This window comes from Rhodanobacter sp. MP7CTX1, assembly GCF_014205795.1.
Classification (GTDB): Bacteria; Pseudomonadota; Gammaproteobacteria; order Xanthomonadales; family Rhodanobacteraceae; genus Rhodanobacter.
Window position 1 is genome coordinate 243711 of record NZ_JACHCN010000001.1, and the last position, 13249, is coordinate 256959.

The 13249-nt window shown below is 63.8% G+C and carries 3 protein-coding genes; 2 read left to right on the forward strand and 1 reads right to left on the reverse strand.

The genetic code is table 11. The features are described 5' to 3' along the window. Nucleotides 1-104 precede the first annotated feature (104 nt). Nucleotides 105-350, reverse strand: coding sequence for a hypothetical protein (locus HDE77_RS20270; protein WP_221444064.1), 246 nt, complete (start codon nucleotides 348-350; stop codon nucleotides 105-107). Nucleotides 351-1241: 891 nt separating this feature from the next. Here HDE77_RS20270 and HDE77_RS01255 point away from each other — a divergent pair. Together HDE77_RS01255 and HDE77_RS01260 are read left to right on the forward strand one after the other, a co-directional pair. Then, entirely contained in the window at nucleotides 1242-2054 is an 813-nt protein-coding gene (locus tag HDE77_RS01255) for a sulfotransferase (protein WP_184415326.1), read from the forward strand. Nucleotides 2055-2202: 148 nt separating this feature from the next. After that, on the forward strand, nucleotides 2203-13212 hold the full coding sequence (locus HDE77_RS01260; RefSeq protein WP_184415327.1) for an autotransporter-associated beta strand repeat-containing protein: 11010 nt from the start codon (nucleotides 2203-2205) through the stop codon (nucleotides 13210-13212). The last annotated feature ends 37 nt before the right edge of the window (nucleotides 13213-13249 follow it).

The window sequence follows — 13249 nt, forward strand, 5'->3', positions numbered from 1 at the left end:
GAGCGCGCGTGCGCGCGTGTCCTGCGGACTCATGTCGAAAGCGCGGCGAAACGCGCGAGTGAAATCCGAGGCGCTTTTTAAGCCGAGCCCGTACGCTATTTCTGTCACAGGAATTTGTGGAAAACGGCTGATGGCCGTGGCGAATCCAGCACGAGACCTGCAAGTGGAGAGCCTTGCTGCACGACGCGGCCATGAATCGATTCGCCGTCGGACAAGCCTGCATCCACGATTCGCCTCGGTACGAACAGACTCAGAACATGACAGGCCGGTCGCTCGACGCGAAATGCCTGGTTGAGATTGAACGCGATGATTTCGTGTCCTGAGCCAGTCGCGCTGCGCTTCTTCTGCATGCCCGTCACGTTGCCGGCTTCACCCTCCAGGAAAACATGAAAGACGTAACCTGATGGGAGTCGGTCGAAACGCGCGCCACCGAGCGCTCCAGCACCATCGCGTCGGTGCGGGAATCGGTAAACGCCCTCCCGTCGACCGCATACCTGTCGATGTTTGCGCCGAATCCCGCAGCAAATTGTTTGATTGAAGGGGGCACATCAACCACATGCCCCACGCGCGCACGCCAGGCCAGCTATTGCTTGTCGGCAGCCAGCACACGCGTGCTGAAGCTGCTCGTCTCGATGCGAGAGCACGGCGAGTTGCCGCGAACAGGTCGAGGCGGCATTGAGCATTGAGACATAGGCGCATTTCGATGAACGATGGATGCAGTACCCGCCCAGTGGCTTCGGCCAGCGCAACTTCTTTGGCGCGGGCGTCAGGAACTGAGATCCGGTTACAGCCTATCAGGGCTGGCTTGGCCACGGATGAAAAATTGTTTTTGAAGAGTGAGACGGACGGTCAAATCTATCGAAATTGTGAGGTCGCAATCACAAAACTGGAAATTCAGTTCGTTGGGCACCCGCCGGAGTCGTCAGATGAGCTGGGCATGACATTGCTTGCGGATACAGGGATGACGTTGCCCATTGCTGAGCTGGTGTGGGTCACGGTCCGGGCGTCGGGCGCCAAACACACGGCGAAGGGTCATCTGTGTGCCGCGACTCCTTTAAAAAAAACTGGCGCGATTCGAGTCTTTCGCGTCACAAGGTGCCCTTAATGCGTTTGCCACAACTCATTGTTCGCTGCAACCTACTCCATGAAGATAGATTGCGACTCATTTCACGCTTTCGCAATTACATGGCACATTCGTTGCTGCTGCGTTGTGGCTAAGCGACATTCATCAGGGGAAATTCTTGCGACCTGTTCACTTCATCTCGGGCCTACCCCGGTCCGGATCGACCTTGCTTGCCGGTCTGTTGCGCCAGAACCCACGTTTCCATGCCGGCATGAGCGGCCCTGTCGGCGGCCTGTTCAACACGTTGCAGGGCGACATGAGCGGTCGCAACGAGTACTCGGTCTTCATTTCCGATACGCAGCGCCGGCGCATCCTGCAAGGTCTGTTCGATGAGTACTACGGTCCGGAATTCGCCGCCGAGGTGGTTTTCGATACCAACCGCATCTGGTGCAGCAAGCTGCGCAGCCTGAAAGAGCTGTTTCCCGCGGCCAAGGTGATTGCCTGCGTGCGTCACGTGCCGTGGATCATCGACAGCATCGAGCAGCTGATCCGTCGCAATACCTTCCAGCCGTCGGCCATCTTCAACTATCAGCCCGGTGGCACCGTGTACTCGCGCAGCGAAGGTCTCGCCAACGGCGACGGCATGGTCGGCTTTGCCTATAACGCGCTGAAGGAAGCGTATTACGGCGAAGACACCGCGAACCTGATGCTGCTGCAGTACGAGACGTTGGTCAGCAATCCGGCTTCGGCCCTGAAGGCGATCTACGACTTCATCGGCGAGCCAGCTTTTATCCACGATTTCGACAACGTCAGCTACGACGCCGACGAGTTCGATATACGTGCCGGCACGCCGGGCCTGCATACCGTACGACGGAAGATAGCCGTGCGTGAACGTACCAGCGTGTTGCCGCCGGATGTCTTCCGGCGATTCGAAAACGACGCCTTCTGGCGCGACCCGCAGCTCAACTTGCGCGGGGTGCGCGTGGTCTGAGCAACCACTCAGCGTTCGTCTACTTCCGTAATCAAATTTTCATATCGCCGGTACGACGCGAGGGATAACCGCGCGCCGACCACGCCGAAGTCATGTCGATTTACATCAAGCGGGCTTGCCTCGCGCGACCTTTCAGGGAGTCATTTCAATGAACCGTATCTATCGTCTGGTCTGGAACCGCGCCTTGGGCGCACTGCAAGTCGCCTCCGAATTCGCAAGCTCGCCGCAAGGCGGCAATGTCGCCAGCGCCGCGGATCGCGTGCCGGGCATTGCCTTGCGCCCGCTGCCGCGCGCGCTGCTTGGTCTGCTCGCGCCGATCGCGCTTGGCGGCGCGATGATGCTGATCGCGACTCCGGCATCCGCACTGCCGTCGAGCTATACGGTCACGCAGTCCACCGATGACGGCACGGGCGCGACCACCGGCACGCTGAGCTGGGCGATCCAGCAGGCCAACGCCGTGCCGGGCAGCACGATCAGCATCGTGCTCGCCTCGGGCAACACGATCGACGTCAGCGGTCCGCTGCCCACGATCACTACGCCGACCAGCATCGACGAAGCCGGAAATGTGACCGTCAATGGTGTTTTGCTCAGCAGCGCGCCGGTGACCTTGACCGGCAGCGGCACGTTGACCCTCGCGGGCGACGGCACCAGCCTGACCAGCGGCATGACGCTCAACAGCGCTTCCGCGGTGCTTGGCGGCGCGGGTGCCAGCGTGAATGTCACGGGTGCCAATGGCAGCCCCGGTACGAACGGCAGCAACGGGGGTGTGGGCGGCTATCACAGCGCCGGCTACAACGGCACGGCCGGCGCCAATGGCAGTGCGGGAACCGTGGCGGTCACAGGATCGGGCTTTACGCTGATCAATAATGGTGACATCACGGGCGGTGCCGGTGGTGTCGGTGGCAGCGGCGGCAACGGTGGCAACGGTGGTAGCGGCGGTTGGAATTCTGGTGGCAACGGTAGCAACGGCGCTGCCAGTGGTACTGGCGCTGACGGCGCCACGGGCGTTAGCGGTATCGGTTTCACGTTGACCAACAATGGCAGCCTCGCTGGCGGCGCCGGTGGCGCTGGCGGCGCTGGCGGCAACGGCGGCAGCGGCGGTTACAGTGTAAAAAATACCGGCGGCACCGGCGGCAGCGGTGCCAGTGGTGGGGATGGCGGCGCCGGTGCGGCAGCCGTTGATGGTGCTGGCTTCACGTTGACCAATAGCGGCAATCTTGTTGGTGGGGCTGGTAGCGCTGGCGGCGTCGGCGGCTCAGGCGGCGCAGGCGGCAGTATTAATGCCAGTTATTACAACAACAAATATTCGCGTGGTGCCGTCGGCGGCAGCGGTGCCATCGGTGGCCATGGTGGTGTCGGTGGTGCAGGCGTCAATGGCAGTGGCTTCACGTTGACCAACAACAGCAATGTTGTCGGCGGTGCCGGCGGTAGCGGCGGGGTCGGTGGCAACGGTGGCAATGGCAGCAATGGCTACAAATACGGCGGCAATGGCGGCAATGGCAGCAATGGCGGCAACGGAGGCAACGGTGGCGCCGGTGTCAGCGGCGTCGGCTTCACGCTGACCAACGCGGGCACCATCACCGGTGGCGCCGGTGGGAATGGCGGTGCTGCCGGGAACGGCGGTTCAAGCGGCAACTCACAGTACTGGGGGCAACGCGGCACAAGTGGCAACAGCGGAGCGAGTGGCAACGCCGGCAACGGCGGCGCGGGCGTCAGCGGTTCGGGCTTCACCCTCACCAATGGCGGCAGCATCAGCGGTGGCAATGGTGGTGTGGCCGGCAGCGGTGGATACGTCGGCAATGGTGGCGTCGGTATCATCGCAGCGGGCAATGCCACGGTAATCAATACCGGCACGATACAGGGCGGCTTCGCCAACGGCGGCAGCGGTGCACAGGCCGACGCAATCGATTTCAGCGGTGGCGGCAACACGCTGGAGATCGACGCGGGCTCGACCATTATTGGTAACGTGGTCAGCACCAGCGGTACCACCAACGGTGGTGATACGTTTGATCTCGGTGGCAACACCGACTCCAGCTTCGATGCGTCGCAACTCGGCGCGCAGTATCAAGGCTTCAATCAATTCGAGAAGACCGGCACCAGCATCTGGACGCTGACCGGCGCGGCGAATGTCAACGGCCCGTGGTCGGTCAACGGCGGCGAGCTGGATCTGAACGGCAATGGCAGCAACTTCACTGGCGGGTTCACCATGGCCAGCGGCACCACGCTGGTTGTCGGCGGTGCGGGTGCCAGTGTGAACGTTATCGGTGCCTCAGGCGGCAATGGCGCCAACGGAAGCTACGGTCGCTACGCCAGCACTGGCGGCGGCGCGGGATACGACGGCGCCACGGGTTCGGCAGCCGTTGTCGGGACGGGCTTTACGCTGACCAACAACAGCAACATCGCGGCCGGGGCGGGTGGCATCGGCGGTAACGGTGGCAGCGGCAGCGGTGGCAGTTACAGTCGTTACGGCGCTGGCGGCAATGGCGGCAATGGTGGGAATGGTGGGAATGGTGGTGCCGGCGCCGCGGGCGTCGACGGTATTGGTTTTGCGCTGACCAACGACGGCGCTGTTGTCGGCGGTGCGGGTGGCGCAGGCGGCGCTGGCGGTCAGGCTGGATATGGCGGTTACCGCGGTGGCGTGGGCGGTGATGGCGGCGTGGGGGCGGCAGGCGGGGCTGGCGGCGCGGCGGTCAGTGGGTCGACTTTTGCGCTCACCAACGACAACGTGATTGCCGCTGGCGCGGGTGGCACAGGCGGTGCCGGCGGTTACGGCGCGGGTGGAAACGAAGATTTTTCTGGGAATGGGGGGAGTGGCGGCCAAGGCGGTGCCGGCGGCCAGGGCGGCATGGGTGGTGACGGCGTTACCGGTGCACAATTCATATTGACCAACAACGCGAGCATTTCAGGCGGAGCCGGTGGTCGTGGCGGCAATGGCGGCAACGGTGGCTACGGTGCTTACTCGCATTCCGGAGTCAGCGGTGCCGGTGGCAATGCTGGTTCCGGTGGTGTCGGTGGTGCAGGTGGGGCGGGCGTCAGTGGTCCCGCCTTCACACTGACCAATAGCGGATCCATCAACGGCGGTGCCGGCGGTGCCGGTGGACAAGGTCGTTATGGTGGCAACGTCACCTATACCTACGATGGCGTTGGCTCGAACGGTGGCAATGGCGGTGCGGGTGGCGCAGGTGGTAAGGGCGGTGACGGCGTGACCGGCGTTGATTTCGTGCTGACCAATAACGGGTCCATTGCGGGTGGTAGCGGCGGTTACGGCGCGCAAGGTTCCAGTGGTGGTCGCGGCGGCGGTAGCATTTCGGGAAATGGCAGTTTCGGCAACGGTGGCAACGGTGGTGGCGCCGGCATGGGCGGTCAGGGTGGCGCAGGCGTTGATGGTTCCGGGTTCACACTGACCAATAACAATAACGCGGTGATCAGTGGTGGCGCTGGCGGCTCCGGCAGTAATTTCGGCGGATGGTATGGCCGCGGTGGACGGAATGGGACGACTGGCGCCTATCAAGGCACTACTGGCAACATCGGATTGCTTGGTAGTGGCGGCCAAGGTGGCGCTGGCGTCAGTGGCTCGACATTCACGGTGACCAATGCCGGCCAGATTGCCGGAGGCCGCGGAGGCCAGGGCAGTATATTTAGGGCCTACGCCGGCCAAGGGTTGGTCACCCTCTTCGGCGCTGGTGGCAATGGCGGCGCTGGTGTCAGCGGTTCGTCCTTCACGCTGATCAATGCGGGTAGCGTGACGGGTGGCAACGGTGGCTATGGGTTTACCTACTCCGGCGGCGTTGACGGTGCAGGCGGCGTGGGCGTGGTGTCCACCGGCAGTTCGACCATCATCGATTCAGGCAGCATCATCGGCGGTTTCACCCCCACTGGTGGTGTGCAGGCCGACGCAATCGACCTCAGCGGAGGCGGGAACACGCTGGAACTCGATGCCGGTTACAACGTCGCCGGCAACGTGGTCAGCAGCAGTGGCACCACGAATGGCGGCGATACGCTTGTTCTGGGGGGCGCTGTTGATGCGGCGTTTGACGCTTCGCAACTGGGTGACCTTGGCAGCGGTACGCAATATCAGGGCTTCACCAGTTATGAGAAAATCGGCACCGGCACGTGGACGCTTTCGGGCACCGACAGCTCCAGCGTCGCATGGCAAATCGACAGCGGTACCCTGGCGCTTGACAGCACCGGCAGCATTGCCGATGCCAGCGCTGTGGTGGACAACGGCACGTTCGATATCAGCAATACGAGCGGCGCTTCGATCACGACGTTGAGTGGCACAGGCACGGTGACCCTAGGCGCACAGACGCTGACGTTGACCAACGCCAACGATACATTCGGTGGTGCGATCAATGGTGGCGGCGGTCTCACGCTCGCGGCCGGCACTGAAACATTGACCGGCACGAGTACCTACACGGGCGACACGACGATCAACGGCGGCGGTACGCTGGCGATCACCAGTGGCGGTAGCGTCAACAGCACCGGGAACGTCATCGACAACGGCACGTTGATGGTGGACGGCGTCGGTTCGAGCATCACCGCGAATGCTGGCGGCACACCGTTCGAGGTAGGCAGCAACGGCACCGGTAGCCTGACGGCGAGCAATGGTGCATCCGTCAACAGCACGGGTGAAATCAACATCGGCCAGAGCGCTGGCGATACCGGTACGGTGAACGTCACCAGCGGTGCGCAGGTAAACGCGGCGGGGAGCATGAATGTTGGCAAATACGGCAGCGGTTCGCTGACGGTCTCCGATGGCGGTTCGGTCGACAGCAGCTTTCTGTCGATCGCCGATCAGGCCGGTTCGACCGGCGCGGTGACCGTGACGGATGTCGGTTCATCGCTGACAGTTGCGTCAGGCGGCGAAATCATCGTCGGCAACCATGCTGGCAATGGCACGCTGACCGTCGCTAACGGTGCTTCGGTCACGGCGGACGGTGTGGTGATTGCGGGCGATGCAGGCTCGGTCGGTGTGCTGAACATCGGTGCGGCCGCAGGTAGTGCCGCGACGGCTGCGGGCACGCTCAATACAAGTACGGTCACGTTTGGTGCGGGTACCGGCTCCCTGGTGTTCAACCTTACCGATACCGGTTACACGGTCGATCCGACGATCAGCGGTAACGGCGCAGTTGATGTGCTGGCCGGCACGACGATTCTTACCGCGGACAACACCTACAGCGGTGCTACCACGATCAGCGGCGGCACGCTGGCGTTGAGCGGTAATGGCAGCATTGCCAATTCCAGCGGTGTGGTGGACAACGGCACGTTCGATATCAGCAACACGCCCGGAGCTTCGATCACCACGTTGAGTGGTACAGGCAACGTGACTCTTGGTGCACAGACGCTGACATTGACCAACGCGAACGACACGTTTGCGGGCGTGATCGGCGGCACCGGCGGCCTGGTTTTGACAGGTGGCTTGCAGACTCTCAATGGCGCCAACACGTACACCGGCGATACCACGCTGCAAGGTGGCACGTTGGTAGTGGGTGACGGCAGCACGGCTAACGCGGCGGTGGCGGGCAACGTCAATGTCGACAGCGGCGCGACGCTGGCTGGCGATGGCTTGGTCGGCGGCAATGTCGTTATCGGCAGCGGCGCACATCTGGACCCTGGGACCAATGGGGCCATCGGTACGCTTTCCGTTGCCGGCGATCTTACGGTGGCCCAGGGCGGCATCCTTGATTACACCTTTGGCACGCAGGCCGGTACCGGCGATCAGGTCAGCGTTGCTGGCAACCTGACGCTCAATGGCGCCACGCTCAACATCAACTCCGTCACAAGTCCCGGTGTATACCGGCTGATCAGCTACGGTGGCACGCTGGCCGAGACCAACGGGGGCATCTTGCTGGGCAACCAGCCTGCCGGCGATGCGCTCGCCATTCAAACGTTGACGGGCCAGATCAATCTGCTCAGTGCCGTGGGTAGCCTGCAGTTCTGGGACGCCGACGGTCAGGCCTCGTCCACGCAGATGGGCGGCGGCAGTGGCACGTGGTCGGTGACCGCGCCGAACTGGACGGACGCCAACGCCGATTTCGTCGGCGCGATGCAGCCGCAGCCAGGCTTCGCGGTTTTCGCAGGCACGGCAGGCACGGTGACGGTGGACAACAGTGTCGGCGCGGTGAGCACGACCGGCATGCAATTCATGAGCACGGGTTACGTGATGAATGGCGACACGCTGACGCTGGTTGCGGACAGCAACAACGTAGCGCCAACGATCAATGTCGGTGATGGCACGATTCAAAGTGCGAGCGACGTCGCCACCATCAACAACGTGCTGGCCGGTACGGACGGGCTGGTTAAAAACGACTTCGGCACCGCGGTGCTGACTGGCGTCAACACGTATACCGGTGGCACCACGATCGCAGGCGGCACGCTCTCGGTAGGCAGTGATGCCAACCTCGGCGACGCCAGCGGTGGTTTGACGCTTGATGGCGGCACGTTGGAGAACACGGCCAGCTTTACCTCGGCGCGAGCGGTTTCCGTCACGGGAAACAGTGGCACGTTCGACACCGATGCCGGTACCACGCTCACTTTGAGCGGGACAGTCAGCGGTGCCGGCTTTGCTAAAGCTGGCGATGGCACGCTGCTTCTCAGCGGCCAGGACAACACCAGCGGATTGTTGTCCGTCAACGCGGGCGAGCTGGATCTGAATGGCAACAACAGCACCTTCGACGGCGGTATCTTCCTGGCCAACGGCACCACGCTGCTGGTGGGTGGTGCGGGCGCCGGCGTCAATGTGACGGGTGCTGGCGGCATGTCTGGTTCCAACGGTGGAATAGTCACATCCAACGGTTCGGGTTCCAAATACTTCAATGGTGGTGCGGGCGGCAACGGCGTTGCCGGCGGTGCCGGTATCAGCGGCAGCGGCTTTGCGCTGACCAACAACAGCACTGTCAGCGGTGGCTCCGGCGGCGGTGGCGGTGCGGGAAAATATGGCAATGGGCTGAGCGGCAACGGTGGCGTGGGGGCAGCCGGGGGTGCCGGCGTGAGTGGTGCAGGCTTTGGCTTGACCAACACGGGTTCCATCAGTGGCGGCGCCGGCGGTGACGGCGGTCGAAGTGGTGGTGGCATATCGAACGCGACCCAGGGAGCGGCTGGCAACGGCTACAACGGTGGTGCAGGCGGCGCCGGCAATGACGGCGTTATGGGTACGGATTTCAACTTGAGCAATGCGGGTAGCATTGCCGGAGGTAACGGCGGCCGCGGCGGTCAAGGTGGTTACGGTGCCCAGGGTGCGACCGATGCGGCGCAGGCCGGCGGCAATGGGGGTGTCGGCGGCGATGGCGGCAACGGCGGCGCCGGCGTGAGCGGTGTCCAGTTCGGCCTGGACAACAGCGGTCTCGTTTTTGGCGGATCAGGTGGTTCGGCAGGCGAGGGTGGTTCGGCGGGTAGCGGCAGCTACTCCAGCGGCAGCGCGGCGCCTGGCAACGGTGGTACGGGTGGCGTGGCCGGTGTGGGCGGCTCAGGTGGCGCCGGCGTGGCGGGCAGCTACTTCAACGTGACGAACGAAACGACCGGCAGCATCACCGGTGGCCAAGGCGGCTACGGCGGCTACAGCCGCCGTGGCAGCAATGGCGGCCTCACGGCGGGCGGCGGCGCGACAGGCAGCTATGGCGCAGGTGGTATCGCGAGTGTGGCGGGTATTGGCGGTGCGGGCATCGGCGGCGATCATTTCGACGTTACCAACAATGGCGCGATCAGCGGCGGCTACGGCGGCATGGGTAGCGAGCCTGGCGACAATTTCACGACGGCCACAGCGATGGCTGGCGGCATGGGCGGCACGGGCGGGGCGGGCATCAGCGGCAGTTATGTCACCGTGACCAACAACGCGACTGGCACCGTCACCGGTGGCCAGGGTGGTACGGGTGGTTACGGCAGCTACAGCAATGCCACCGGAGCCACGTCCGGTGCGGGTGGTGCGGGCGGTGTCGGCGGTGCCGGTATCAGCGGCACGCAATTACTGATCAACAATGCAGGCGCCATCAACGGTGGCATGGGCGGTAGCGGTCACTACGGCGCTAACGACTTCAATGACACGGTTCTCCTGTCCGCCGGTGGCGTAGGCGGCGCCGGCGGCACCGGCGGTGCAGGCATCGCGGGCTCCGCTTTCGAGTTGAACAATGTCGCTACGGTTACCGGCGGTGTGGGCGGCACCGGGGCCTACGGAAAGAATGGCTCCTCCTTCAATAACGCCAACGGCAACGGCGGTAACGGCGGCGCTGGTGGCGCGGGCGGTGCGGGTGTTATCGGCACGGGATTCACTGTGATCAACAGTGGCAGCATCACGGGCGGTGCCGGCGGTATCGGCGGCGCGGCTGGTGCGGGCAGCAGTTACTACAGCGGTGCAGCTGCAGGCACTGCCGGCGTGGCCGGTGCCGGTGGTGCGGGTGGCGTGGGCGTGATCTCGACGAGCAACTCGATTGTGGTCGACAGCGGCACCATCGCCGGTGGCTTGGGCGCCGACGGTACGCAGGCCGACGCCGTCAATTTCAGCGGTGGCAACAACACGCTGGAAATCGACGCGGGCTACGTGTTGACCGGTAACGTCGTCAGCACCAGCGGCACGACACAGGGTGGGGATACCCTCGCGTTGGGCGGTGCCACCAACGACAGCTTCAACGTGTCGCAGATCGGCGCAGTCGGCGGCGGTACGCAGTATCAAGGCTTTGCCAACTTCGCCAAGACCGGCTCCAGCACCTGGACCCTGACTGGTGCCGGCAACGCGAGCGAAGCATGGACCATCGTCGACGGCACCTTGGCTGGCAACACAACCAGCCTTGTGGGTAACGTCACGTTTGCGCCAGCGACAGGCGATACCGCGATCGTCGACTTTGATCAGACGCAGAACGGTATCTATGCCGGCGTAGTGTCCGGTGCCGGTACGTTGGAAAAGACCGGTAACGCGACATTGACGCTGACATCCGCCAGCACTTACACCGGTGGCACCACGATCAGCGGCGGCACACTGCAGCTGGGCAACGGCGGCAACACCGGCTCGATCGCCGGCAATGTCACGGACAACGGCACGCTGGCATTTGATCGCGCCAACGCGGTGACCGTCGACGGTGTCGTCAGCGGCACCGGTGCAGTAACGCAAATCGGTAGCGGCATCACTGCCTTGACCGGTACCAACACCTATACCGGTGGTACCAAGATCACAGGCGGCACGCTGCAGCTGGGTAGCGGTGGCACGACCGGCTCGATCGTCGGCAATGTCACGGACAACGGCACGCTGGCGTTCGATCGGTCCGGCGATGTGAGCTTTGCCGGCGTCATTTCAGGCGCAGGTGGCGTGTCCAAGTTCGGCGCAGGTAGCCTGACGCTGACCAACACCAACAGCTATACCGGTGGCACGACGCTCAACGCTGGCACGCTGGTGCTGGGCAATGCCTCGGAAATCGGCAGCGGTAAGCTGGCGATGGCGGCCGGCACGACGCTGGAGTTCGCCAACAGCTTTACGCTAGCGAACGCGATCACGTTGTCGGGCGAGCCTACCGTCAATGTCGCCACGGGTCTGAGCACGACGCTGAGCGGTGGCATCAGCGATGGCGCACAGGCGGGCGATCTGGTCAAAACCGGCACCGGTACGTTGGTGCTCACGGGCGCTGACACCTACACCGGTGGCACCGAAGCGGCAGCGGGCACGCTGGACGTGGAAGGCAGCCTGACCAGTGCGGTGAGCGTGGATAGTGGCGCGACGCTGGTGGGCACGGGCAGCACTGGCGGTTTGACGGTGGCTAGTGGTGGCCTGGTATCGCCCGGCGCCAATGCTATCGGCACCTTGACGGTGAACGGCAACGTGAGCCTGGCTGCTGGCTCGATGTATCAGGTCAATGCCAACGATACCGGTGGCAGCGATCTGATCCATGCGACCGGTACGGCGGCGCTGGGCGGCGGCTCGGTGATCGCGGTGGAAGCGGGTAGCAACTGGAACGCCACCACCCGGTACACGATCCTGACGGCCGGCGGCGGCGTGGTGGGCACCTTCGGTTCGGTCAGCAACAACTTCGCGTTCCTGACTCCGACGATGAGCTACGACGCGAACGATGCGTACCTCACACTGGTGCGTAACGCCACGACGTTCCCGTCGGTGGGCGTGACAGCGAACGAAGTCCATACCGCTGCCGCCATCGAAGCGCTGGGCTCGGCCAAGCCGCTCTACAACGCGGTGCTGCCGCTGGCAGTGGGCCCGGCGCAGGCCGCGTTCGCCAGCCTTTCGGGTGACAGCCTGGCCAGCACACGCACGGCGATGATCGATGACAGCCACTATGTGCGCGATGCGATCAACAACCACCTGCAGGGCGTGCAGGGCACTGGCGAGACGACACATCAGGATGACCAGGGCAGCGTCTGGGTCAGCACTTGGGGCCACGGTGGCAATCATGACGGCGACGACAATGCCGCGGCCATGAGCAGCACGGGTAGTGGTGTACTGGTGGGTGCGGATCGTGATCTGGGCATCTGGCGCGTAGGCGCGGTGGCAGGTTCCGGAGAGCTGTCCAACAGCAGCACCGAAGGTACGTCTGCCGATGCACACAGCACCGACACCGTGCTGGGGCTGTACACCGGTCTGGACCTTGGGGCTTGGCAGTTGCAGGGCGGGGCGGCGCATAGCTGGTATACGACGCGCAGTCATCGTCAGATCGACGTGCCGGGCATCGCCGGTTCCGAGACGGCTCGCTACGACAGTGGCCTGACGCAGGCGTATGTCGACGGTGGTTACCAGTTCACGTTTGCACGCAGCACGCTGACGCCGTTCGTGGATCTCGCCAGTGTCTGGATCCACCAGGGTGCGATCAGCGAGAGCGGTGGGGCGCCGGCACTGGATGTGCAGGCGAACAGCAGCAGCGTCAACTACGGGACGGCAGGGGTGCGCGGCGTGTTTGAGCCCTCGCCGGGCCTGCAGCTGCATGCGAGCGTGGGTTATCAGCATGCCTGGGGTGACCTGCAATCGATCAACCAGCAGCAGTTTGCTGGCGGCAGCGACAGCTTCACCGTCGCCGGTCTGCCGGTGGCCACGAACGCTGGCGTCGTCGACCTCGGCATCCGCTTCACGATAAGCAAGAACGTCACGGTCGATGCGGGCTACCACGGTCAATTCGCGAACCAGGCCACTGACCAGGGCGCGAAGATGGCGTTGAACGTCAGCTTCTGATAACACCTCCCCGGCAGCAGGGCTGCTGGGGGGAATA

Coding starts and splice junctions, on each gene's coding strand:
- HDE77_RS20270 (WP_221444064.1), bottom strand. CDS start 350: ATGCAGAAGAAGCGCAGCGCGACTGGCTCAGGACACGAAATCATCGCG.
- HDE77_RS01260 (WP_184415327.1), top strand. CDS start 2,203: ATGAACCGTATCTATCGTCTGGTCTGGAACCGCGCCTTGGGCGCACTG.